This window comes from Pseudomonas sp. MF6751 (genome assembly GCF_016613265.1).
GTDB lineage: Bacteria > Pseudomonadota > Gammaproteobacteria > Pseudomonadales > Pseudomonadaceae > Aquipseudomonas > Aquipseudomonas fluorescens_BV.
This window is the reverse complement of the sequence record NZ_JAENSV010000001.1, coordinates 252,468-276,325: the sequence shown is the minus strand read 5'-3', so window position 1 is coordinate 276,325 and position 23,858 is coordinate 252,468. Positions and strand designations below refer to the sequence as shown.

25 protein-coding genes are annotated in these 23,858 nt (G+C 61.2%); 15 read left to right on the top strand and 10 right to left on the bottom strand.

Annotation, left to right across the window (positions count from 1 at the left end; all coding sequences use genetic code 11):
• Positions 1-2 precede the first annotated feature (2 nt).
• The 7 genes from hflC (at position 3) to cfaB (ending at position 7,250) form a co-directional block, all read left to right on the top strand.
• On the top strand, positions 3-1,004 hold the full coding sequence (gene hflC, locus JJD66_RS01255; protein ID WP_161903768.1) for a protease modulator HflC: 1,002 nt from the start codon (positions 3-5) through the stop codon (positions 1,002-1,004).
• Complete coding sequence (gene hflK, locus JJD66_RS01250; protein ID WP_198714587.1) at positions 1,001-2,035, top strand: protease modulator HflK; 1,035 nt, start codon at positions 1,001-1,003, stop codon at positions 2,033-2,035. The genes hflC and hflK overlap by 4 nt, the downstream gene beginning before the upstream one ends.
• On the top strand, positions 2,032-3,918 hold the full coding sequence (locus JJD66_RS01245) for a cation-translocating P-type ATPase (RefSeq protein WP_200647452.1): 1,887 nt from the start codon (positions 2,032-2,034) through the stop codon (positions 3,916-3,918). The genes hflK and JJD66_RS01245 overlap by 4 nt, the downstream gene beginning before the upstream one ends.
• Before the next feature lie 116 nt (positions 3,919-4,034).
• The gene (bufA2, locus tag JJD66_RS01240; RefSeq protein ID WP_020302041.1) at positions 4,035-4,286 is read left to right on the top strand and encodes a BufA2 family periplasmic bufferin-type metallophore; all 252 of its coding nucleotides are present in this window, start codon (positions 4,035-4,037) and stop codon (positions 4,284-4,286) included.
• A gap of 67 nt (positions 4,287-4,353) precedes the next feature.
• The gene (gene bufB, locus JJD66_RS01235; protein ID WP_054896094.1) at positions 4,354-5,199 is read left to right on the top strand and encodes an MNIO family bufferin maturase; all 846 of its coding nucleotides are present in this window, start codon (positions 4,354-4,356) and stop codon (positions 5,197-5,199) included.
• The gene (locus JJD66_RS01230) at positions 5,190-5,978 is read left to right on the top strand and encodes an HvfC/BufC N-terminal domain-containing protein (protein WP_200647451.1); all 789 of its coding nucleotides are present in this window, start codon (positions 5,190-5,192) and stop codon (positions 5,976-5,978) included. Before bufB ends, JJD66_RS01230 begins: the two co-directional genes overlap by 10 nt.
• An 87-nt stretch (positions 5,979-6,065) precedes the next feature.
• Entirely contained in the window at positions 6,066-7,250 is a 1,185-nt protein-coding gene (cfaB, locus tag JJD66_RS01225) for a C17 cyclopropane fatty acid synthase CfaB (RefSeq protein WP_200647450.1), read from the top strand.
• Positions 7,251-7,380: 130 nt separating this feature from the next.
• Here cfaB and cls read toward each other — a convergent pair whose 3' ends face one another.
• Positions 7,381-8,820 carry a cardiolipin synthase gene (cls, locus tag JJD66_RS01220; protein WP_105229023.1) on the bottom strand — a complete coding sequence of 480 codons (1,440 nt, stop codon included), beginning with the start codon at positions 8,818-8,820 and terminating at the stop codon, positions 7,381-7,383.
• A gap of 130 nt (positions 8,821-8,950) precedes the next feature.
• Here cls and JJD66_RS01215 point away from each other — a divergent pair, with 130 nt between their 5' ends.
• A complete protein-coding gene (locus JJD66_RS01215; RefSeq protein WP_014720569.1) occupies positions 8,951-9,472 on the top strand; it encodes a DUF3617 domain-containing protein in 522 nt (173 codons plus the stop codon).
• On the opposite strand, the gene JJD66_RS01210 is transcribed toward JJD66_RS01215, so the two are convergent.
• From JJD66_RS01210 to folE2, 6 genes are read right to left on the bottom strand one after another with little or no spacing between them, the layout of a single operon-like run.
• Positions 9,469-10,806 carry a dihydroorotase gene (locus JJD66_RS01210; RefSeq protein ID WP_200647449.1) on the bottom strand — a complete coding sequence of 446 codons (1,338 nt, stop codon included), beginning with the start codon at positions 10,804-10,806 and terminating at the stop codon, positions 9,469-9,471. The genes JJD66_RS01215 and JJD66_RS01210 overlap by 4 nt on opposite strands.
• A gap of 3 nt (positions 10,807-10,809) precedes the next feature.
• Positions 10,810-11,370: a gamma carbonic anhydrase family protein gene (locus tag JJD66_RS01205; RefSeq protein WP_005792581.1), complete on the bottom strand. Its 561-nt coding sequence runs from the start codon at positions 11,368-11,370 to the stop codon at positions 10,810-10,812.
• Complete coding sequence (locus JJD66_RS01200; protein WP_198714594.1) at positions 11,367-12,245, bottom strand: metal ABC transporter substrate-binding protein; 879 nt, start codon at positions 12,243-12,245, stop codon at positions 11,367-11,369. The genes JJD66_RS01205 and JJD66_RS01200 overlap by 4 nt, the downstream gene beginning before the upstream one ends.
• 11 nt (positions 12,246-12,256) lie before the next feature.
• Positions 12,257-13,123 (bottom strand): metal ABC transporter permease, encoded by an 867-nt coding sequence (locus JJD66_RS01195; RefSeq protein WP_198714595.1) that lies wholly within the window; start codon positions 13,121-13,123, stop codon positions 12,257-12,259.
• On the bottom strand, positions 13,124-13,792 hold the full coding sequence (locus tag JJD66_RS01190) for a metal ABC transporter ATP-binding protein (protein ID WP_198714596.1): 669 nt from the start codon (positions 13,790-13,792) through the stop codon (positions 13,124-13,126).
• On the bottom strand, positions 13,789-14,679 hold the full coding sequence (folE2, locus tag JJD66_RS01185) for a GTP cyclohydrolase FolE2 (RefSeq protein ID WP_198714597.1): 891 nt from the start codon (positions 14,677-14,679) through the stop codon (positions 13,789-13,791). The genes JJD66_RS01190 and folE2 overlap by 4 nt, the downstream gene beginning before the upstream one ends.
• Positions 14,680-14,807: 128 nt before the next feature.
• On the opposite strand from folE2, the gene JJD66_RS01180 reads away from it, so the two are divergent.
• Entirely contained in the window at positions 14,808-16,019 is a 1,212-nt protein-coding gene (locus JJD66_RS01180; RefSeq protein WP_200647448.1) for an N-acetylmuramoyl-L-alanine amidase, read from the top strand.
• On the opposite strand, the gene JJD66_RS01175 is transcribed toward JJD66_RS01180, so the two are convergent.
• Positions 16,016-16,384, bottom strand: coding sequence for a hypothetical protein (locus tag JJD66_RS01175; RefSeq protein ID WP_034129159.1), 369 nt, complete (start codon positions 16,382-16,384; stop codon positions 16,016-16,018). The genes JJD66_RS01180 and JJD66_RS01175 overlap by 4 nt on opposite strands.
• Before the next feature lie 126 nt (positions 16,385-16,510).
• Between JJD66_RS01175 and dksA the strand changes: the two genes are divergently transcribed.
• From dksA to JJD66_RS01155, 4 genes are read left to right on the top strand one after another with little or no spacing between them, the layout of a single operon-like run.
• On the top strand, positions 16,511-16,915 hold the full coding sequence (gene dksA / locus JJD66_RS01170) for an RNA polymerase-binding protein DksA (protein ID WP_034129158.1): 405 nt from the start codon (positions 16,511-16,513) through the stop codon (positions 16,913-16,915).
• Positions 16,916-16,942: 27 nt separating this feature from the next.
• Positions 16,943-18,148: a zinc metallochaperone GTPase ZigA gene (zigA, locus tag JJD66_RS01165; RefSeq protein WP_200647447.1), complete on the top strand. Its 1,206-nt coding sequence runs from the start codon at positions 16,943-16,945 to the stop codon at positions 18,146-18,148.
• On the top strand, positions 18,148-18,792 hold the full coding sequence (locus JJD66_RS01160; RefSeq protein ID WP_198714599.1) for a DUF1826 domain-containing protein: 645 nt from the start codon (positions 18,148-18,150) through the stop codon (positions 18,790-18,792). Before zigA ends, JJD66_RS01160 begins: the two co-directional genes overlap by 1 nt.
• A 44-nt stretch (positions 18,793-18,836) precedes the next feature.
• Entirely contained in the window at positions 18,837-19,799 is a 963-nt protein-coding gene (locus JJD66_RS01155) for a CobW family GTP-binding protein (protein ID WP_200647489.1), read from the top strand.
• Here the strand turns inward: JJD66_RS01155 and JJD66_RS01150 are convergent.
• Positions 19,793-20,188: a DUF3301 domain-containing protein gene (locus JJD66_RS01150; RefSeq protein ID WP_003195752.1), complete on the bottom strand. Its 396-nt coding sequence runs from the start codon at positions 20,186-20,188 to the stop codon at positions 19,793-19,795. The genes JJD66_RS01155 and JJD66_RS01150 overlap by 7 nt on opposite strands.
• Positions 20,189-20,305: 117 nt before the next feature.
• Between JJD66_RS01150 and pdxY the strand changes: the two genes are divergently transcribed.
• A complete protein-coding gene (pdxY, locus tag JJD66_RS01145) occupies positions 20,306-21,178 on the top strand; it encodes a pyridoxal kinase PdxY (RefSeq protein ID WP_003195749.1) in 873 nt (290 codons plus the stop codon).
• A 133-nt stretch (positions 21,179-21,311) separates the two neighbouring features.
• Here pdxY and JJD66_RS01140 read toward each other — a convergent pair whose 3' ends face one another.
• The gene (locus JJD66_RS01140) at positions 21,312-21,797 is read right to left on the bottom strand and encodes an acyl-CoA thioesterase (protein WP_003195747.1); all 486 of its coding nucleotides are present in this window, start codon (positions 21,795-21,797) and stop codon (positions 21,312-21,314) included.
• A 282-nt stretch (positions 21,798-22,079) separates the two neighbouring features.
• On the opposite strand from JJD66_RS01140, the gene JJD66_RS01135 reads away from it, so the two are divergent.
• The gene (locus JJD66_RS01135; protein WP_200647446.1) at positions 22,080-23,840 is read left to right on the top strand and encodes a cation:proton antiporter; all 1,761 of its coding nucleotides are present in this window, start codon (positions 22,080-22,082) and stop codon (positions 23,838-23,840) included.
• Positions 23,841-23,858: the final 18 nt, after the last annotated feature.

Genomic DNA, 23,858 nt, shown 5'->3' with positions numbered 1-23,858 from the left:
GTCTGTTGAGCGCTCATTCTCACGATCATGATCACGGTCATCACCACCATCACGGCCACCACCATCACCATCACGGCGATGAGCAGGCGGCCGGGCCTTTTCCCTGGCGGCGCATGGCGTGGGCGGTGTTGCTGGTGCTGTTTGCCGTGGCAGCGGCGAGCCTGGTGCAAGTGCGTTCCGGCGAGGCCACGGTGATTACCCGCTTCGGCAACCCCGCGCGCGTGCTGCTGGAGCCGGGCCTGGGCTGGCGCTGGCCGGCACCGTTCGAAGCGGCGATCCCGGTGGACCTGCGCCTGCGCACCACGTCCAGCGGCTTGCAGGATGTGGGCACCCGCGATGGCCTGCGGATTATCGTGCAGGCCTACGTGGCGTGGCAGGTGCAGGGCGATGCCGACAACGTGCAGCGTTTTATGCGTGCGGTGCAGAATCAGCCTGATGAGGCGGCGCGGCAGATTCGTACCTTCGTCGGCTCCGCGTTGGAAACCACGGCAGCCAGCTTTGACCTGTCCAGCTTGATCAATACCGACGCCAGCCAAGTGCGCATCGCCGATTTTGAAGCGCAGTTGCGCCAGCAGATTGATCAACAATTGCTCACCACCTATGGTGTGCGCGTGGCGCAGGTCGGTATCGAGCGTTTGACGTTGCCATCGGTGACCCTCACCGCCACGGTTGACCGCATGCGCGCCGAGCGTGAAACCATCGCCACCGAACGCACCGCCGTGGGCAAGCGCGAAGCGGCGCAGATCCGCTCCGCTGCCGAGCGTGATGCGCGCATCATGCAGGCCGATGCCACTGTGAAAGCCGCCGACATCGAAGCGCAGTCGCGGGTTGAAGCCGCGCAGATTTATGGCCGCGCCTACGCTGGCAATCCGCAGCTGTACAACCTGCTGCGTTCGCTGGATACCTTGGGCACGGTGGTCACGCCGGGGACCAAGATCATCCTGCGCACCGACGCCGCACCTTTTCGCGCTCTGGTGGATGGGCCCAAGGACCTGCAGCCATGAGCGAGCGTGACAGCCCGGACAGCCCGTGGATCCAGGCCGGGCGCCTGACGTTCCTGGCACTGTACGCGGTCACCGTATTGGCGGCGTTGGCCTGGGCCTTTTCCAATGTGCGCCAGATCGACCCGCAGAATCGCGCCGTGGTCCTGCATTTTGGCGCCCTCGATCGCATTCAGAACGCCGGATTGTTGCTGGCTTGGCCGCAGCCTTTCGAACAAGTCGTCCTGTTGCCAGCGGCCGACCGGGTGATCGAACGGCGGGTGGAAAACCTGCTGCGTTCCGATGCGGCGCTGCAGGCCGATCGCGTGGCCAGTTTCGCCACGCCCTTGAGCGATGCCCTAGCCGGTTCCGGCTACCTGCTGACCGGCGATGCCGGGGTGGTGCAGTTGGACGTGCGGGTGTTCTACAAGGTGACCGAACCCTACGCCTTTGTGTTGCAGGGCGACCACGTACTGCCGGCCCTGGATCGGCTGGTGACACGCAGCGCCGTGGCTCTCACCGCTGCGCGGGATCTGGACACCATCCTGGTAGCCCGCCCGGAACTGATCGGCAGCGACAATGGCGCCGCCGAACGCCGTGAGCGGCTGCGCGGCGACCTGGTGCAAGGCATCAACAAACGCCTGGCGGAGTTGGCGGCCAGCGGCTTGGGGCTGGGTATCGAAGCCACCCGCGTCGATGTGCAATCGAGCCTGCCAGGGCCTGCGGTGAATGCGTTCAACGCGGTACTGACCGCCAGCCAGCAGGCTGATAAAGCCGTGGCCAACGCCCGCACTGAAGCGGAGAAACTCACCCAGACCGCCAACCAGGAGGCTGACCGCCAGGTGCAAGTCGCCCATGCCCAGGCCAGCGAGCGCTTGGCCAATGCCCAGGCGCAGACCGCTACCGTTGCCAGCCTGGCCCAGGTCAAAGACCCCGGTTTGCTGTTGCGCCTGTACCGTGAACGCTTGCCGAAGATTCTCGGACAGGCCGGTTCAGTGACCACCGTCGATCCCAAAGACGACTCCCGCTTGATCATCCAGGGAGCCGAACAATGAGCGCACCCATGCTGACCTCTGCCGAACAGCGCAGCGCTGCCCGGCAATTGACCTTGGCGATGCTTGCCCTGGGCTTGCTCGTGCTGGGCCTGGTGTGGCGCTGGCTCGCGCCGGACCAGAGCGGCGTCAGCCAGCTGCTGCTGGGCGTGGCTTCGCTGTTGGTGGCGGTGCCGGTGATGCGTTCAGCCTGGTACAGCCTGCGCTTTCCGAGCCTGCACGGCATCACCGACCAATTGATCGCCCTGGCTATGCTCGGCGCCTGGGCCACCGGTGATCTGCTCACCGCCGCGTTGTTGCCGATCATCATGATCTTTGGCCATGTGCTGGAAGAGCGTAGCGTGATTGGCTCCCAGGAAGCGATCCGTGCCCTGGGCAAACTCACCCGCAGCCACGCACGCCTGGTGCAGGCGGACGGGACCATCACCGAAGTGGATAACGGCACCTTGAACACCGGCGATATCGTCGAAGTGCGTGCCGGCGACCGCGTGCCGGCCGATGGCGTGGTGTTGTCCGGCCAGGCGAGCCTGGACACGGCGCCGATCACCGGCGAGTCGGTGCCGTTGGAAGCCAGCGTGGGCGTGCAGGTGTTTGGTGGGGCGATCAACCTCGATGGCCTGCTGCGCCTTGAGGTCACGCGTACCGGTAACGAATCGACGTTGGGCAAAGTCATTGCGCTGATGCAAAACGCCGAGCGTTCCAAGCCGCCGATCACCCGGCTGCTGGAGCGCTACGCCGGCAGCTACATGGTGCTGGTATTGCTGCTGGCGGCCGTCACCTGGTTTGTCACCAATGACGCCCAGGCGATGCTCGCGGTGCTCGTGGCAGCGTGTCCCTGTGCCTTGGTGTTGTCGGCACCGGCCACGGCGATTGCCGGGATCGCCGTGGCGGCGCGCCATGGCATCCTGATTCGCAGCTCGGCGTTCCTGGAAGAACTGGCCGACCTGACATCGCTGGTGGTCGACAAGACCGGCACCCTGACCTTTGGCACCCTGCGCTTGCAGTCCATCGAGACACGCGCGCCGGATCGCCAAAAGCTGCTGAACCTGGCGGCCAGTCTCGGTTCGGCAAGCAGTCACCCGGTCAGCCGAGCGTTGGCGGGGTTGGCGACCCAGGAGCAGATGCTGGTGCTTAGCGACATCCGCGAGCGTCAGGGCCTGGGCGTGGTCGCCCAGACCGAGCAGGGCGAAGCGGCGCTGGGACGGCCGGAGTTGTTTGAACAGTTGGGCATCGTCACCACCGCCGTGCCCACCCATGATGGGCCGATTGCCGGGCTGGCGTTGAACGGCGAGTTCCTCGCCTGGCTGCTGTTGGCCGACAGCGTCAAACCCGAAGCGCGCCAGGCCCTGCAAGAACTGCGTGACTTGGGCCTGGGCCGCCAACTGCTGCTGACCGGCGACCGCCAAAGCGTGGCCGACAGCCTGGCGCTGGACGTGGGCATCAGTGATGTCGAAGCCCAAGCGCTGCCGGAAGACAAGCTCAACCGCGTGCTGGGCGAAATCAGCAGTGGCTTCAGGCCAATGGTGGTGGGCGATGGCATCAACGACTCCCTGGCGCTCAAGGCCGGCGTGGTCGGCGTGGCCATGGGCGCGGGCGGTGCGGACATCGCCCTGGCCTCGGCGGACGTGGTGTTGATCGGCAGCGACTTGCGCCGCCTGGGCACCTGTGTGCGCTTGAGTCGCCAGTGTCGGCAGACGTTGCAGGTCAACGTGATCATTGGCTTGGGCTGGACGCTGGCCATTGTGGTGTTCGCCGCATTCGGCTGGTTGGGGGCGGCGGGTGCGATGATCGCGGCGGTACTGCACAACCTCAGTACCCTGCTGGTACTGGGTAACGCCGGGCGTTTACTGCGCTTCCAGGAGCCGCTGCTGAAGCTCGACGAATAATTTCAGAAATATTTGCTCACGGCTGTAACGCCGACAGGAGGCCTCACTCTAGTGCTGTGTCGAGACTGAACAATCCGTTCGGACCGGCTCCACTACTGATCATGAGGAATACAACAATGAGTATTAAATCCGCTGCTGCTGGTGCCGCCCTCGCAATGGCCGCTGCTTCTCTGTTCGCGGGTGTGGCCACCCAGGTACAAGCGGCAGACGCCACCGTTCACTGCTACGGCGTGACCTCCTGCAAAGGTATGAACGACTGCAAAACCAAGGACCACGCGTGCAAGGGCCAGGGCGAGTGCAAAGGGATGGGCTTCAAGGCCATGACCAAATCGGCCTGCGACGCCGCTGGCGGTACAGTCGGCGAGTAACCGGCAAACAAGTGCAACCGCGGCGGCTGCCTGCCACCGCTGCGGACACTTTGCCCAGGAGTGAGTCATGTCCGCGTCCCTTCCAAGTCTGGGTTACGGCCTGGGTTTACGCAGTGAGTACTACCATCAGATCCTTGAACAGTCGCCGGCCGTGGATTGGTTCGAAGTGATCTCCGAGAATTACTTGGTGCAGGGCGGTAAGGCCTTGTACTACCTGGATGCGATAGCCGAACGTTACCCCTTGGTGATGCACGGTGTGTCGTTGTCCATCGGCGGGCCACATGCCCTCGATACGGATTACCTGAACCACATCAAACAGCTCGCAGAGCGCATTCAGCCGGCGTGGATTTCCGATCACCTGTGCTGGAGCCGCGGCAGCGCGCATCAGTTACATGACTTGCTGCCCCTGCCTTACACCGAAGAAAGTCTCTACCACGTGGCCGGCCGCGTGCGTCAGGTGCAGGACGTCTTGCAGCGCCCGCTGGTACTGGAAAATGTCTCCAGCTACGTGCGTTCCAAGGCGGATGAATTCACCGAGTGGGAGTTCCTCAACGCCTTGGCCCATCTGAGCGGATGCCAATTGCTGCTGGACGTCAACAACGTCTACGTCAGCGCACGCAACCATGGTTTTGATGCCTGGACGTTCATTCGTAACCTGCCAGCCGAAAGCATTCGCCAACTACACTTGGCGGGGCATATGGATTATGGCGACTATGTGGTCGATACCCATGACCATCCAGTGTGCGACCCGGTGTGGGCGCTGTATCAGCAAACTTTGGAGCATTTGGGCCCGGTGTCGACCTTGCTGGAACGCGATGACCATTTTCCGCCCTTCGAAGAGTTGCTCACCGAGTTGAACAAAGCCCGTGAGTTGGGTGCCAGCGCCTTGGCCCGGAGAGCGTTATGCGCCTGATCGACTGGCAGTTGGCATTTGAACAGCATCTATTATCCGAAGCGCCCGCGGCCAACAGCGGCTTTGCCGCCACCTTGCTGGGAGGGCCGACGTTGGATGTGGACACCGGCCTGGCGATTTACCACAACGCCTATCTGTCGCGACTGCAAGAGGTGCTGCGCCATGACTTCGGTGCCATCTGGTATTGGCTGGGAGATGAGCAGTTTTGCTCACTGACCGAGGCCTACATCCGCCGTTATCCGTCGGCCCATTACAGCGTGCGCTGGTTGGGCGAGCGCTTTGCGATGTTTATCGTTGAGCATCTGATGGCTTCGCAAAGTGCGCCTTTGGCTGAGTTGGCACGCCTGGAGTGGGCGTTCACCTTGGCGTTTGACGCCGCCGAAGGGGAGCCGCTGACCTTGAATGACATGGCGCATTTGGCGCCTGAAGACTGGCCCACCTTGCAGGTTGCGCTGGCGCCTTCGGTGCAGCAGCTGCTTTGCCGTTTCAACACGGTGGCGATCTGGCGAGCCAGCAAGGATGAGTCGGATTTCCCCGGCAGCCAGGCGCTGGAACCGGCGCAAATCTGCCTGGTGTGGCGCAACCAGAACCGCTGCCACTACCGCAGCCTGGAAGCCGCTGAAGCCTGTGCGCTGTCGGGCATGGTGACCATGGGCTGGAATTTTTCAGAACTGTGTATTGAGCTGGCGGTCACTTATTCAGAGGGGGCGTCGCTGCAAGCGGCCACTTGGCTGAAACAGTGGGTCCAGGAAGGTTTGCTCGAGCGCCGAGCGCCATAGCAGGGGAGCTATTCATTCGATAGCTTCCTACTTTGTTTGGCATGGTCTACCCTCACAGCAGACGTCTGAAACAAGGGGGGACTACTCATGCTCGCGCAACTTCCACCGGCCTTACAGAATCTTCAGCTACCGCTGCGTCTTCGACTCTGGGACGGCCATGAATTCAACTTGGGCCCTGAGCCCAGCGTCACCATCGTGGTCAAGGACCCCACGGTCGTATCCAGGCTGAGCCATCCAACGCTCGACTCACTGGGCGAAGCCTTCGTCGAGGGCAAGCTGGAGCTGGAAGGCTCCATCACCGAAGTGATCAGGCTATGTGACGAGTTGAGTCACGCTTTGGTCGATGACGACGGGGAGAGTCGTCCGGTGCGCTCGATCCACGATAAGGCCACCGACGCGGCGGCCATTTCCTACCATTACGACCTGTCCAACGAGTTCTACCAGCTATGGCTGGACCAGGACATGGCCTACTCCTGCGGTTATTTCGAAACCGGCAGCGAGTCGATCGACCAGGCCCAACAAGACAAATTCCGCCACCTGTGCCGCAAGTTGCGGCTGCAGCCGGGTGAGTATCTGCTGGATGTGGGCTGCGGCTGGGGCGGGTTGGCGCGCTATGCCGCGCGGGAGTTCGGGGTCAAGGTGTTCGGCATCACCTTGAGCAAGGAACAACTGGCGCTGGCCAAGGAGCGGGTGAAAGCCGAAGGCCTGGAAGACCAGGTCGACCTGCAATTACTCGACTACCGCGACCTGCCCCAGGACGGCCGTTTCGACAAGGTGGTAAGCGTGGGTATGTTCGAACACGTCGGCCATGCAAACCTGGCGCAATACTGCCGGACCCTGTTCGGCGCGGTGCGTGAAGGTGGCCTGGTGATGAACCATGGCATTACCGCCAAGCACACCGATGGCCGCCCCGTAGGCCGTGGCGCCGGCGAGTTTATCGAGCGCTACGTGTTCCCTAACGGCGAACTGCCGCACCTGGCGATGATGACCGCCCAGGTCAGTGAAGCAGGGCTGGAAGTGGTCGATGTCGAAAGCCTGCGTATGCATTACGCCCGCACATTGGACCATTGGAGCGAACGCCTGGAAGACAACCTGGAAGCAGCGGCGAAGATGGTACCGGAACAGGCGCTACGCATCTGGCGGCTGTACCTGGCCGGTTGCGCTTATGCGTTTGCCCGAGGCTGGATCAACCTGCACCAGATACTGGCAGTGAAACCCCATGCCGATGGCGGGCATGAACTGCCGTGGACGCGGGAAGACCTCTACCGCTGACCACCAAACCCTGAAGATCGAACTGTGGGAGCTGGCTTGCCTGCGATAGCGTTGTATCAGGACCGGATGAGTCGACTGACACACCGCCATCGCAAGCAAGCCAGCTCCCACGTTGGTTTTGTATTGGTGGTTAGAGGATGGGTGAGATCAGGCGCGCAATGCGCATCCCCAGTTGTTGCAGGCGACGGGTCTCGCGACTTTCTTCGTGGCTGACTTCATGGGCCAGGGCAAAGTCGTTCAGCAGCATCTGCTCAACCTGGCTGGCGAAGGCTTCATCCACCGTCAGCAGCATCACTTCAAAATTCAGCCGGAACGAACGGTTGTCCATGTTGGCACTGCCAATGGCGCTGATTTCGCTGTCCACCAACACCACCTTCTGATGCAAAAAGCCCGGCGTGTAGCGAAACACCCGCACGCCCGCTCGCACCGCTTCGTTGGCATACAGGCTGGACGCAGCGTACACGATGCGATGGTCGGGCCGTGACGGCAGCAGCAGGCGCACATCGACTCCGCGCAATACCGCCAGGCGCAGGGCGGCAAACACCGCCTCGTCGGGGATGAAGTAGGGGCTGGTGATCCACACGCGCTCGGTCGCGGCATGGATGGCCTCGACGAAAAACAGCGAGCAGGTTTCATAAGGGTCCGCTGGCCCGCTGGCGAGCAACTGGCAGAGCACACCGTCTTCCGGGTAGGCGTCCGGCAGGATCAGCGGCGGCAGTTCCCGTGCGGCCCAGAACCAGTCCTCGGCAAACGACTCCTGCAGGCATGCCACCACCGGGCCTGTGACCTGCACATGGGTATCGCGCCATGGCGCCAGGGGCGGTTTTTTACCCAGGTATTCATCGCCTACGTTATGCCCGCCGACAAAACCGGTGATGCCGTCCACCACGACAATCTTGCGATGGTTACGGAAGTTGACCTGGAAGCGATTGAGCCAGCCACTGCGGGTGGCGAATGCCTTGACCTGCACTCCCGCGTCACGCAGCGCCTGCACATAACGATGGGGCAGCGCGTGACTGCCGATGCGGTCGTACAGCACGTAAATGGCCACGCCCTGAGCGGCTTTTTCCTTCAACAGGGCCTGCAATTGGCGGCCCAGTTCATCATCGTGAATGATGAAAAACTGGAACAGCACGGCGGTCTTTGCGTTACGAATAGCCTCGAAGATCGCGCCGAAGGTGGCATCGCCATTGATCAACAGGCGCACTTCGTTGTTGGCCAGGCAGGGCATGCGGCCCAGCTTGGGCATGGCGCGCAAGGAGGCGTAGGCGCTGGAGTTGCGCGCCGCAAGCGCTTCCTCCACCCACGGGCGCCAGTTCAGTTCGGTGATGGCCGTGTGCATTTCCTGGTTGGCCTGGCGACGGGCCTGGATGTACGCGTCGAAGGTGCTGCGGCCAAAAATCAGGTAGGGGATCAGCGTCAGGTAGGGCATGAACATCAGTGACAACGCCCAGGCAATCGAGCCTTGTGCGGTGCGCACGGTCAGTACTGCGTGGATCGCGGCGAGCGTTCCGAGAAAGTGCAGCGTGGCAATGACGTAGGCGAGCAGGTGCGGGCCAAAGAAATCCATGAACGACGTAACTCCAGGCAGTCCAGTGCGTAACAGACCATGAACGGCTGTGAATGTCGCTATTTTATTTGCCATGCAACACTGGCTGCTTTGCGACGTCTAACGCCCACAATTACCCAGGAGTTACCCGATGAATGCTCGTCTGCTTGGTTTGGCCATGGTTGTTGGTTTGTCGCTGCCTGTGGCGGCGCAGGCGCAGATGCTGGCGCCGGGCTTGTGGGAATTGACCACCAGCAATATGAAAGTCGATAACCAGGACCTGCCGGACTTGTCGCTGATCCTCGGTCAACTCAAGCAACAGATGACCCCTGAACAGCGCGCCATGCTCGAAAAGCAAGGCATCAACATGGCCGGTAAAGGCGTACAGGTGTGCCTGACCCCGGCTCAGGTGGCCTCCGATTCGATCCCCCTGACCGACCCTCAATCGGGCTGCAAACAGGAAGTCACCGACAAGAGCGGCAACCAGTGGAAGTTCCGTTTCAGTTGCCCGAAAGCCCAGGGCACTGGGGTGGCAACGTTTCAGAGCCAGAAAGAATTCACCACCAGCGTCAACGGTACCTTCAATGCCACCGGCATCCAGCAGAAGGGTAGCCTGGACAGCCACGCCCAGTGGCTGGGCAACGATTGCGGTTCGGTTAAACCCCGCGCCTAACGCCCGAACTGCAGGGGCAAGCCCTGGCAACTGTTGACCACCTGGCCGTTGTGCCAGGCCAGGTGGCCGCTGACCAGTGTGGTACTCACGCTGTGGCGAAAGCTGCGCTCTGCAAAGGGTGTCCAGCCGCAGCGGGCGAGAATAGGCTGGCTGTTGACCGGCTTGCCAGCAGGCTCCGGTTTGATCAGTACCAGGTCGGCCCAGTAGCCCTCGCGCACGTAGCCGCGATCAGCAATGGCAAACAGGTCGGCCACGCGGTGGCTGGTCTTGGCTACCAGAGTGGTCAGGGGCAAATGCCCGTCGGCCACCAACTCCAGTAACGCCGGCAGGGCATGCTGCACCAGAGGCAAGCCCGAGGGCGCTTGCCGATAACCCAACAGTTTTTGCGCCCAGGTATGCGGCGCATGGTCGGTGCCAATCACATCCAGACGATCACTCAATAACGCCAGGCGCAGCGCGTCGCGGTCGGCGCGGGTCTTGATCGCCGGGTTGCATTTGATCTGGTGGCCAAGGCGGTGGTAATCGCGGTCATCGAACAGCAGGTGGTGCAGGCAGACCTCGGCGGTGATGTGCTTGTCGGCCAGGGGCTTGTCTTCGAACAGCGCCAGTTCGCGAGCGGTGGTCAGATGCAACACATGCAGACGCGTGCCATGGCGTTTGGCCAATTCCACGGCAAACGATGACGAGCGATAACAGGCCTCGGCATCGCGGATCAGCGGGTGGGCGACGGCGGGAATATGCTCGCCGAAGCGTTCGCGCAGGCGCTGCTCGTTGGCCAGGATGCTGGGCGTGTGCTCGCAATGAGCGAGCAGGATGGTCGGCACCTCGGCAAACAGGCGCTCCAGAATGCGTGGGTCGTCCACCAGCATATTGCCGGTGGAGGCGCCCATGAACACCTTGACCCCCGCCACTTGACTGGGGTCTAGGGCGGCGACGATGTCGAGGTTGTCGTTGCTCACGCCGAAATGAAAGCCGTAGTTGGCCACTGAATGCAGTGCGGCACGGCGCTTTTTATCGGCAAGGGCTTCCAGGTTCAGGGTGGCCGGTTGGGTGTTGGGCATGTCCATGAAGCTGGTGATACCGCCGGCCACCGCCGCGCGAGATTCGCTGTAGAAGCTGCCTTTTTCCGGCGCGCCGGGTTCGCGAAAATGCACCTGGTCGTCGATCATCCCTGGCAGCAGCCACTGGCCGTTGGCATCGATTTCCGCCGGTTCGTTACCGCCTTGAATGCTGGCGGCAATCTTCTCGATACGACCATTGGCGATCAGTACGTCGGCGTCGAATACCTGGCCCTCGTTGACCAGGCGGGCGTTGCGGATCAGCAGGCGGCTCATGGTTCAGAACTCGTTTTGCAGGGCTTTGTAGCCGCGCACCAGGTCGACGTTGGTGCGTGCCACGTCTTCGGAAAACTCCGAGGCGCTGACACTCACCGGCGGGAATTGCGACAAGTCGGTGTTGGGGCCGATACGCGTGGTGGAGGGCACGTAGAAAGCGGCGGGCAGATCGCGGCCGTCGACCACCGAGTTGTGGCGCACCACGCACCCATCGCCCACGGCACAATTGAACAGCACGCTGTTGAAGCCAATAAACACGCGGTCGCCCACTGTGCAGGGGCCGTGGACGATGGAGCGGTGAGCGATGGAGGTGAATTCGCCGATGGTCACCGCTGCGCCGGACTTGGAGTGGATGACCACGCCGTCCTGGATGTTGGAGTTGGCGCCGATGGTGATCGGGTCCATGGCGCCGCTGGCATCCACTTCGTCGGCGCGGATCACGGCGTAAGGGCCGACGAACACGTTCTCGCCGATGATGACTTTGCCGCAGATGATGGCGGTCTTGTCGACGTAGGCCGATTCGGCAATCACTGGCAGGTCGCCCGAAGGATTTTTGCGGATCATGGCTGGCTCAGTGCGGCGCACAGGGTGTTGAGGTTGTATTCGAACAGCCCGATAAAGGTGTTGGCCGGGCCTTCTGCGGCGAGGGCGTCGGAGTACAGCGTGCCGCCGATCTGTGCGCCGCTTTCGTCAGCGATCTGCTTGAGCAGGCGTGAGTCCTTGATGTTTTCCATGAACACGGCTTTGACCTTGTCCTTGCGAATCTGGGTGATCAGTGCGGCAACTTCAGCGGCCGAAGGGTCACGTTCGGTGGACAAACCCTGGGGCGCGAGGAACTGGATGCCATAGGCTTGGCCCAGGTAACCGAAAGCGTCGTGGGAAGTGACGATGCGGCGGTTACCCGGTGGCAGGGCGCCGAACTTGGCCTTGGCCTCGTCCAGCAGGCTATGGATTTGCTTGAGGTAGGCCTGGCTGTTGCTCAGGTAGGCGGTCTTGTTGCCAGGGTCGGCGGCTACCAGCGCTTTGGTGATATTGCTCACATAAATTTCGGCGTTGGCCAGGTTGTGCCAGGCGTGCGGGTCGGGAATGGTTTCGCCATCCTCGTCCATGGTGTGGGAAATCACACCTTTGCTGGCGGTGACCACCGTTGCCTTGGTTTCGGTGCTGGTGACCAGGCGGTCCAGCCACGGCTCGAAACCGAGGCCGTTCTTGATGATGACCTTGGCCTTGAGCAGTGCCTTGGCGTCGTCCGGCGTGGGTTCATAGGTATGGGCGTCGGCGTCCGGGCCGACCATGTTGCTGATCTGGATATGCTCGCCACCGATCTGGTGGGTGATGTCATCGAGAATACTGAAGCTGGTGACCACTTGGAGTTTGTCGGCGGCGTGGGCCATCGAAAGCGGCAGCAGCAGACTGAACAGCACGAATAGAGCGCGCATCGGGAAACACCTCATTGGGATGTGAGCAAAGGCGGGCGGCGCAACAAGCCGTGCACCGGACCGAACACCACGGACAACAAATACCCAGCGCCTGCCACCAGCACTATCGCCGGGCCGCTGGGCAGTGAGTAGTAGAACGACAGCAGCAGGCCCAACCACACCGACAGGCATCCCAGCAGCGCCGATACCGCGATCAACACCGGCAAGCGTCGGCTCCAGAAGCGTGAGGAGATGGCCGGCAACATCATCAAGCCAACCACCATCAACGCGCCGATGGCCTGGAAACCGATCACCAGGTTCAGCACCACCAGGGTCAGGAACACGCCATGGGCGAGGGGCCCGAGGCGGCTGACGGTTTGCAGGAACAGCGGGTCGAGGGTGTCCAGCAGCAGCGGTTTGTAGATCAGCGCCATGGCGATCAGGCTGAAACCCGAGACCCAGAGCATGCCGGTCAGTGTGGTTTGATCCACGGCCAGGGCGGAGCCGAACAGCAGGTGCAGCAGGTCCAGACGCTTGCCGGCAAGGCCCAGGATCAGCACGCCGGCGGCCAAAGAGATGGGGTAGATGGCGGCGAGGCTGGCGTCTTCGCGCAGGCCGGTGCGGCGAGTGATCCACGCGGCCAGGCCGGCCATGCTCAGGCCTGCACCCAGGCCGCCGAGGGTCAGCGCGGGCAGGCTCAGGCCGGCGAACCAGAAACCCAGGGCAGCGCCGGGCAGGATGCCGTGGGCCACTGCATCACCGATCAGGCTCATGCGCCGCAGGATCAGAAACACTCCTAGCGGCGCGGTGCTGCAAGCCAGTACCAAACCGCCGATGAGTGCGCGGCGCATAAAGACGAACTCATGAAACGGCATCCATAAGTGGGCAGTGAAGTGCATTCAGGCCACCTGCATCTGCGGTTGCGGGCGGATCAGCTCTTTGCTGGGGCCGAATACGCAGCCGGTGTTTTTGATCTGCAGTACGTGCTGGGTGTGGTGACGCACGGCGGCCAGGTCATGGCAGACGATCACCAGGGTGCGACCTTCGTTGTGCCAGGCGTGGATGTGTTTCCAGCACAGCGCCTGACCGTCCTCATCGAGGGCTGCGTGAGGTTCGTCGAGCAGCAGGACGGATGCGTCGGCCAGGCTCATGCGTGCCAGCAGGGCGCGCTGCAATTCGCCTCCGGACAATGCCATCAACGGTCGGTGTTCCAAGCCGGTCAGGCACCAGTCTTCGAGTACCGCTTGCAGGCGTTGGCTGCGTTGTTGTGAAGTGTGCTGTGTACCCCAAAAACCTGCAGCCACCAGTTCTTGCAAGCGGATGGGGAACTGCCGGTCCAAGTGTTGCTGCTGGGGTAGGAAGGCCAAGCCGCCACGGCGTGGAACATCCACAATGACCTTTCCCGCCAGCGGCTTTTGCAGGCCGGCGATGACTTTGAGCAGGCTGCTCTTGCCTGTGCCATTGGCGCCGATGATGCCGGTGAGGCTGCCTTTTTCCAGGGTCAAATCCAGTGCCGGGGTGAGCGGTTGCCCGGGGGCACCCCAGCGCAAAGAGTTACAGGTGATCATGCAAAGTCTCTCGTCCAGCGGCTTTCAGCCACGGCATCGTGCGCGTGCAGGCTTTCGGCGTGGATCACTTTGAGGTGGAAGGCTTTGATGGCATCCGAGCGTTTCAAGGCGAGGTTCAGGCGGCGAGCGGCGTCTTCGCAGAACATCAGGTTCTGCCCGTTGGCCAGGGCGAAGGCTTGTTCGTCTGCGCGTTTCACCGCGGTTTGTACGGCGGTACCGAGTGCGGTTTCGGCAGCGTTGATCAAGTCGATTATCGGCAGGTCAGTACCTTGCAACTGAGCGTGCAACTGCGCGCTGCTGCGTTGGCTATGGGGTGTGGCGACGATGCCGTTGGCACTGCCGAGCCAGGCCAGCAGCGCTTCGTGCTGCAACGGCGTGTTGGCGAAATCATCCACAAATTGCTGCTGAATCAACTGCCTGGCGAGTGCGGCGGAGCAAGGGCAGGTTGAGGAATAAGTAACGTCAATTTTTAGTTCCACGTGGAACATCTGGTTTTCCAGACGCGCTTCGATGCTCACCGGGTAGCTCTTCCAGCCGGCTAGCGGACTGACCAGGGCGGGTCGTTTAAGCAGCAACTGGGTGTGGATGCGCAGGTAAGCGTTCTTAGATAAACCTTCATGTGTGTCGAGAAAACGCTGCAGTACATTACGCAGCAGTGCAGGTGTCAGCGGCTGTTGATCGAGCATTTCCAGAGCCAGGTACAGGCGTGACATATGAATGCCACGGGCCGTGCCGTCGTCCAGGCTTACGCCCACGTCAGCGGTGGCGGCCAGGTGTTGACCGTCAATCAGGATCGGCAAGGCGATGCCGCACATCCCCACCCAGTCGAGTGGCAAGGCTTGGCGTGAAGCCTGCGCGGCAATGTCCGGCAGAGTCAGCGCATTCATAAGCAGGTCCATCGTTGGAAATAATTCGACATGTTATAGTATAACAATACGAGCTGCGATGAATTTTCTGCTCCAGCCTTTGTTCAGTCATATCGAGTAGGGACACTCCTTTATCTGCGGTATATGCCATGCACCGACGTCAGCTCCTCAACCTGCTGCTGGTCAGCCCCTTGTTTGCCTTGCCTTTGGGGGCTTACGCCACGCAGATTCGGAATGCACGCTTGTGGCGCTCGGAGGACAAGCTGCGCCTGGTGTTCGACCTCAGCGGCCCGGTGCAATACAAGACCTTTTCCCTGACCTCACCGGACCGCTTGATCATCGACTTGAGTGGCGCCGGTCTTAGCGGTGACTTTTCCCAATTGGCATTGAAGAACAGTGGGATTACCTCGATCCGTTCCGGGCATTTCGGCAAGAGCGATACGCGCATCGTGCTGGACCTGGTCGAGCCCATGCAGCTCAACAGCTTCGTGTTGCCGCCCCAGGATGGCCAAGGCCATCGCCTGGTGTTGGATTTGACCAACGCGACCCGTGCGCCCCGTCAAATCGCCGCTGAGCCGGCACCCTGGGTGACGCCGGTAGACAAGGCGCATCCCAAGCGCGACATCATCGTGGTGGTCGACCCCGGCCATGGCGGCAAAGACCCAGGTGCCATTGGCTCCAAAGGCCAGCGCGAAAAAGATGTGGTGCTGTCGATTGCCCAGTTGTTGGCTAAACGCTTGAAGCGCGAAAAGGGTTTTGACGTAAAACTGGTGCGCAACGACGACTTCTTCGTGCCGCTGCGCAAGCGCGTGGACATCGCCCGTCAGCACAAGGCCGATATGTTTATTTCGGTACATGCCGACGCCGCGCCACGGCTGACCGCGTCGGGCGCCTCGGTGTATGCGTTGTCTGAAGGGGGCGCCACTTCGGCTACGGCACGTTTCATGGCCCAGCGCGAAAATGGCGCCGACTTGCTGGGCGCCACCACCTTGCTCAATCTGAAGGACAAGGACCCGATGCTGGCCGGGGTCATTCTCGACATGTCGATGAATGCGACCATCGCCTCCAGCCTGCAACTGGGTGGCTCGGTATTGGGCAGCCTGCAAAACATCACCAGCCTGCATCAGAAACGTGTGGAGCAGGCCGGGTTCGCCGTGCTCAAGTCACCGGACGTGCCTTCGATCCTGGTGGAGACGGGTTTCATTTCCAACCCTCGGGATGCCCAGCGGCTGGTGACGGCGCGCCATCAACAGGCGGTGGCGGATGGCCTTTTCGAAGGACTCAAGCGTTACTTCCAGAAGAACCCACCCATGAACAGCTACATGGCCTGGGTGCAGGCGCAGAAAAACAGCCAGGTCTAACAGCCGGTCATTCGGCTGCAAGTGAACTTGGCGCTGGCGCCCCCTGAGCTGGAAAATCGGTTGATGGTGGTCCAGCCCACGCGCCGCGTGTAGCCGACCCACGCCTCGCCATCCGATGCCAACCCGGTAAAAAACGTCAGTTGCCCATAACGGCTGTTGGTCTGCGCCCAATAGCGTTTGCCAATCACTTCAAACCCGCGCAGATACGTAGTGCTGCCGACGGTCGCCACGCTATAGGCATTGCCCAACGGGTCTACACAAGCGAGCAGGTTGGCGCTGCGTGTGCAGTTGGCCAACAGGCTGGGTGCCTGGGCGCAGGCAGGCCCGGCGACTGCCAATAGCAGCGCGCACAGCAGGTATTTCATCGAGGTTCTCAACATAGGCAGGTGACCCAGCATTGCGCCCTTCGTCGCGGCGAGCAAGAGGGATTGGCTTATTTGTATTGTTATACTATAACATAAATGCACAGCCCGACCCGCGAACCGCTTCCCATGACCGAACACGATCTTTTGGCCCAACCAGCGGCCGACTACATGAATGAGGCCCAGCAGCGCTTCTTCCGCGAACTGCTGCTGGCTCAGCGCGATGACCTGCAAGCCCGTATCGACGCAGAGTTCCAGGCGCTGCGCGAGCAGGAAACCAACAGCGACCTGGCGGATATCGGCAGTGCCGAAGAGCAACGCCAATGGCAACTGCGCCTGCTGGAGCGTGAAAAAAAGCTGTTGGACAAGATCGACGACGCCCTGGAATTGCTGGCCCGTGGCGAATACGGCTGGTGCCGTGAAACCGGCGAACCCATCGGCCTGCAACGCCTGCTGCTGCGTCCCACCGCCACCTTATGTATCGAAGCCAAAGAACGTGAAGAGCTGCGCGAACGCCATAGACGGGCAGTTTGACCGGCCAACCTTGATGAGGAATACCTGATGCCCAATCGTCTCCCTGTGACCGTGTTGTCCGGCTTTCTCGGTGCCGGTAAAAGCACGCTGCTCAACTATGTACTGCGCAACCGCGACAACCTGCGGGTGGCGGTGATCGTCAACGACATGAGCGAGATCAACATCGACGGCAGCGAGGTGCAGCGTGATGTCACGCTCAATCGTTCGGAAGAAAAGCTGGTGGAGATGAGCAATGGCTGCATCTGCTGCACCTTGCGTGAAGACTTGCTTGAAGAGGTGGGAAAACTCGCCAAAGAAGGTCGTTTCGATTACCTGCTGATCGAATCCACCGGTATTTCCGAACCTTTGCCCGTGGCCGAAACCTTCACTTTTCGCGATGAAAACGAGCAAAGCCTGGCCGACATTGCACGCCTGGACACGATGGTCACTGTGGTCGACGGTATGAATTTCCTGCTCGACTACCAAGCCGCCGAAAGCCTGGCTTCACGGGGCGAAACCCTCGGTGAGGAGGATGAACGTTCCATCACCGACCTGTTGATCGAACAGATCGAATTCGCCGACGTCATCCTGATCAGCAAGATCGACCTGATCAGCAGCCGCGAGCGCGAAGAACTGATGGCCATCCTCGAGCGCCTCAACGCCCAAGCGGAAATCATCCCGATGGTTATGGGCGAAGTGCCGCTGAACAAGATCCTCAACACTGGCCGTTTCGACTTCGAACGCGCCGCCCAGGCCCCGGGCTGGTTGCAGGAATTGCGCGGTGAGCATGTGCCGGAAACCGAAGAATACGGCATAGCGTCCACGGCTTACCGTGCGCGCCGGCCGTTCCATCCACAGCGGTTTTTCGACTTTATCGACCGCCCCTGGGTCAACGGCAAGCTGTTGCGCTCCAAGGGTTTCTTCTGGTTGGCCAGCAAACATCAGGATGCGGGCAGTTGGTCCCAGGCGGGCGGGTTGATGCGCCATGGGTTTGCCGGGCGTTGGTGGCGCTTTGTGCCGAAAAGCCAGTGGCCTCAGGACGAAGAAAGCGTGGCGGCGATCATGGCTAACTGGCAGTTGAGCACGGGTGACTGCCGTCAGGAACTAGTGTTTATCGGGCAAAACATCGACTTTGCCCAGATGCGTACCGAGTTGGACGCCTGCTTGCTCACCGATGAAGAAACGGCCCTGGGCGTCGAAGGTTGGCGCCAGTTGCCCGACCCGTTTGGCCCTTGGTATGAGCAGGTCGCCTGATGCTGGCTCCGGTCATTCCCCTGCGCCCCGTCATCCGCCAGACACATGGGGAAACGCCGCTGGCGCTGTCCGATATCCTCAATGACGGCGTCAACCTGGCCATCTGGCAGCGCCAACTGCCCCTGCATATCGCCGAGTTTGGCGCTTTGCTGGTGGCGCTCAATGAACCGTTGGCCGAGTCCTTGGTGGTCGAGTTGGCTAGCGAAGACTCCGTGCCGAACTTGCAAGGTTTGGCGTCCAGCTGTCGCGATCTTGAAGGCTACGATGGGTTTATCGCCGATGTGTCGTGGCTGGTCAGTGCATTCGCCTGCCTGCTGGGCGCCAAGCGCATCGGCGTGCGTTTACGGCTATTGGACAAGGCCATGTGTCCGCGTTTTCACGTTGATCACGTGCCTGTTCGGCTGATCACCACCTACGCCGGTATCGGAAGCCAATGGTTGCGTGAAGGCGTCATGGACCGGCGCACATTGAGCCAGGCGGATGCCGAGCCCACTGAGCGCATCGAGCAGATCCATTGCGGTGAAGTGGCGCTGCTTAAAGGCACCAAATGGCACGGCAATGAAGGGCATGGGCTGATCCACCGCTCGCCAGCGCTCAAGGCCGATGAGCGACGGTTGATCCTGACGCTGGATTGGCTGGCATAACCGCGTAGGATCAAACGCTCTAAACGGCCTGAACCATGCCTCTTATGCTGCAGAACATTCCTACCCATGTGATTGCTGGGCCATTGGGCGCCGGCAAGACCAGCCTGATCAAGCACCTGCTTGCCCAGCGCCCGGCCAACGAGCGCTGGGCGGTGCTGATCAACGAGTTCGGCCAGATCGGCCTGGACGCAGCCTTACTCACACAAGACGATGACGGTATCGCCCTGGGCGAGGTGGCAGGCGGCTGTTTGTGTTGTGTGAACGGCGCACCGTTCCAGGTAGGGCTGGGCCGCTTGTTGCGTAAGGCTAAGCCGGACCGCTTGTTTATCGAGCCCTCAGGCTTGGGCCATCCGGCGCAATTGCTCAAGCAACTGCGGCACGCACCATGGCAAGACGTGCTGGCCGTGCAGCCTTGCGTGCTGGTACTCGATGCCCAGGCGTTGGCGGCGGGCAGGCCGTTGCCGCAGGCACAACAGGAGGCGTTGGCCAGTGCCGGTCTGCTGGTGCTGAACAAGGATGAGACGCTGACTGCGGCGCAACGTCAGGCGATTGAAGCGCAATTACGCGATTGCCCGCTCCATTGGACACGCCAGGCGCAACTGCCACTCGACCGGTTGCCCGGTTTGAAAGCACGGGCCCAAGTAGCGGTGGATAATTTCGGCGTGCCTGAAGCGGTGGGGCAAATGCCGGCGATCTGGAGCGACCCTGGGTTGCCGATCTGTCTGAGTCAGAGCCAGGAGGGCGGCTGGAGCATTGGCTGGCGCTGGCACCCAAGCCAGCGATTCGATGTCAGCCGTCTGCATCAGTGGCTATCGAGTATCGACTGGCGCCGTGCCAAATTGGTCATCCACAGCGTTGACGGTTGGGTGTCCGCCAACGCTGTGGATAACAGCCCACAGCACTGGCAACCCTGCGCTTGGCGGCGCGATTCACGTGTTGAGTTGATCTTCAGCGCACCACAGGACGTGGCCGCATTGCAGAGCGCCCTGGCAGCCTGCCGTTACTGATGTTTCTTGCTGGCGTGGTCCTGGCGCCACTGGCTCAATTCGATGATCTCGGCGCTGGGCAGCGGCTCCTTGGTTTCGAACGGGTAGGGCGCCAGTTCGATCTGCGCGCTGTGGGCGCCGAATTGCGTGATGACCCCGGCATGCCGGGTTTCGCCGGTCACCGTGAACTCGAAATTATAGATACGCGCCAGGCGTCGACGGCCATTGGCATCCTTGACGAAACCGATGCGTTTGAGCGCCACGGCACCGTCAAGCAGCTCGATATCGAGCTTGGCGCAATGCTGCTTGACCCGCGCCAGCGCCCGTTCACGCAGGCCGTGGTTGTGCCAAACCCAGGCGGCGCCGGTGGCCAGCAGCATCAAGACGAAGATGTTTCCCAGGGTCAGCATTCCATGAACTCCAACAAAGTGAGCGCAGCTTAACTGTGTCGCCGGTCTGTCGTACAGGCTGCGTTTAGTCGCATACTGCTCGGCCAGAAATTCAACGGTTTTACGGAAATCTCCCGCATGAAACGTACACCTCACCTGCTTGCGATCCAGTCTCATGTGGTCTTCGGCCACGCCGGAAACAGCGCCGCCGTGTTCCCTATGCAGCGGGTCGGGGTGAACGTCTGGCCGCTCAACACGGTGCAGTTCTCCAACCACACACAGTATGGACAGTGGGCGGGCGAAGTGTTGGCGCCGCAGCAAATTCCTGCGCTGGTAGAGGGTATTGCCGCGATTGGCGAGCTGGGCAACTGTGATGCGGTGCTGTCCGGTTACCTGGGCAGTGCCGACCAGGGCCGCGCTATCCTCAGCGGTGTGGCGCGCATCAAGGCGATCAACCCCAAGGCGCTGTACCTGTGCGACCCGGTGATGGGCCACCCGGAAAAGGGTTGCATCGTGCCGCAGGAGGTCAGCGATTTCCTCTTGGATGAAGCCGCCGCCATGGCGGACTTCCTGTGCCCCAACCAACTGGAGCTGGATAGTTTTGCCGGGCGCAAGCCGCAATCGCTGTTCGATTGCCTGGCGATGGCCAAAGCATTGCTGGCGCGCGGCCCCAAAGCGGTGTTGGTCAAGCACCTGGATTACCCAGGCAAACTGCCAGAAGGGTTTGAAATGCTGTTGGTGACGGCCGACGGCAGTTGGCACTTGCGTCGGCCCCTGCTAGCGTTTCCGCGTCAGCCAGTGGGTGTGGGCGACCTGACGTCCGGGCTGTTCCTGGCGCGGGTGCTGTTGGGTGATAGCCTGGTGGCTGCCTTTGAATTCACCGCCGCGGCCGTGCATGAAGTGCTGCTGGAAACCCAGGCCTGCGCCAGTTATGAACTGGAACTGGTGCGGGCCCAGGACCGTATTGCCCACCCTCGTGTGCGCTTCGAAGCCACACCGATCAGCCTGTAAGCACAAAGAACCCAATGTGGGAGCGGGCTTGCCCGCGATGGCGGAGTCTCAGTCAAAGCGATGTCGACTGAACCACTGCTATCGCGGGCAAGCCCGCTCCCACACTTTTTTGAGTTGATTCGCCGCTTGGAGTTTAAGGCGCGTCGGCTTTGATCTCCCGGTAGCGCTTTTCCAGTTCCTGACGAATCTGCCGACGCTGCTGAGCCTGCACAAAGCGGCGCTTGTCTTCGCTGTTCTGCGGCTGCAACGGCGGTACGGCGGCAGGTTTGCGCTGGTCGTCCACGGCCACCATGGTGAAGAAGCAGCTGTTGGTATGGCGCACCGAGCGTTCACGGATATTCTCGGTCACCACCTTGATGCCCACTTCCATCGACGTATTGCCGGTGTAGTTGACTGACGCCAGGAAGGTCACCAGCTCACCGACATGAATCGGCTCGCGAAAGATCACCTGATCTACTGACAGCGTGACCACATAACGACCGGCATAACGGCTGGCGCAGGCATAGGCCACTTCGTCGAGGTACTTGAGCAGCGTGCCGCCGTGCACATTGCCAGAGAAGTTGGCCATGTCAGGGGTCATCAGTACCGTCATCGACAGCTGGGCGTTTCCGGGTTCCATAGCACACTCACGGGTTGTAGGCATTGGTTGGGGGGAGGCACCTCTGCGGGTACTCAAAGTCTTTGCAGCGCCATCCCTAACGGGACGCCGTCAGGCGGCTCGCCGTCACGCGCGCAGCGATCTGTTTCCATATATTGCACCGGCTTTCCAGCAGAAGTCGCGGTGTTACCCTTCAAAAGCCCGTCTCAGGGCTTTTCTTACGATCAAGGCAGACTTTTCCGACCCTTCAAAGGCGAGGCCGGAAGTGGGAAAAGCGCCGGCACCCTCAAGGAGCCCCTCGCCATGCACGCCATCAGCTTTATCCAGGACTTGGCCGTGATCATGCTGGTGGCAGGGGTGGTCACCATCCTGTTTCACCGCTTCAAGCAGCCGGTGGTGTTGGGCTACATCGTCGCCGGCTTTATTATCGGTCCCCACACTCCGCCGTTTGGCCTGATCCACGATGAAGACACGATCAAGACCCTGGCGGAGTTGGGAGTCATCTTCCTGATGTTCTGCCTGGGCCTGGAATTCAGCCTGCGCAAGCTATTCAAAGTCGGGGCCACGGCGTTTATCGCGGCGTTCCTGGAAATCGTGCTGATGATCTGGATCGGCTACGAGATCGGCCGCTGGTTCGACTGGAGCACCATGGACTCGCTGTTCCTCGGCGCGATCCTGGCAATCTCCTCGACCACCATTATCGTCAAGGCCCTCAACGACCTGAAGATGAAAGACCAGCGGTTCGCCCAGCTGATTTTCGGTGTGCTGATTGTGGAGGACATCCTGGGTATCGGCATCATTGCCTTGCTGTCGAGCATCGCCGTGAGTGGCACGGTCAGCTCCGGCGAGGTGTTTTCCACGGTCGGCAAGCTCTCGCTGTTCATGATCGTCGCCCTAGTGATTGGTATTTTGTTGGTGCCGCGCCTGCTGGCCTATGTGGCAAAGTTCGAAAGCAACGAGATGCTGCTGATCACTGTATTGGGGCTGTGCTTCGGTTTCTGCCTGCTGGTGGTGAAGTTGGAATACAGCATGGTACTCGGGGCCTTTTTGATCGGCGCGATCATGGCTGAATCCCGCCAGTTGATTAAGATCGAACGCCTGATCGAACCCGTTCGCGACATGTTCAGCGCAATTTTCTTCGTGGCGATTGGCTTGATGATCGACCCACAGATCCTGCTGCAATACGCCTGGCCCATTGCGGTGATCACCGTGGCCGTGGTGCTGGGCAAGATGCTGTCTTGCGGGCTGGGCGCGTTTATCGCCGGCAACGATGGTCGCACCTCGCTGCGGGTTGGTATGGGGCTGTCACAAATTGGCGAGTTTTCTTTCATCATCGCGGCGCTGGGGATGACCCTGCAGGTCACCAGCGACTTTCTGTATCCCGTGGCGGTGGCCGTTTCGGCGATCACCACACTGCTGACGCCCTACCTGATTCGCGGGGCCGATCCGCTGTCATTGAAGATCGCTGCAGTGATGCCCACGCGGATGAGCCGGGTATTGGGCATGTATGGCGAATGGCTGCGCAGCATTCAGCCGCAGGGCGAGGGGGCGATGTTGGCCGCGATGATCCGCAAGATCATTCTGCAGGTCGGGGTAAACCTGGCGTTGGTGATCGCGATCTTCTTTGCCGGCAGCTTTTTCGCGGAGCGCATCGGTGGGTATCTGGAGGGCTGGGTCAGCGATCAGAGTTGGCAGAAGGCGTTGATCTGGGGCGGGGCGCTGCTGGTGTCGTTGCCGTTTCTGATTGCGGCGTATCGCAAGCTCAAGGCGCTGTCGATGCTGCTGGCGGAGATGAGCGTGAAACCAGAAATGGCCGGGAGGCATACCCAACGTGTGCGAAGGGTGATTGCGGAGCTGATCCCCCTCTTGTCGCTGCTGGTGATCTTCCTGCTATTGGCAGCCTTGTCGGCCAGTATTCTGCCGACCAACAAGTTGCTGGTGTTGATTGCCGTGGTCACGGCGGCGGTGGCTGCAGTGCTCTGGCGCTGGTTTATCCGTGTACATACGCGGATGCAGGTTGCGTTGCTGGAGACGCTGGATAACCACAAGGATACGGAACACTGATTGGCGTTGGCGGGGGCT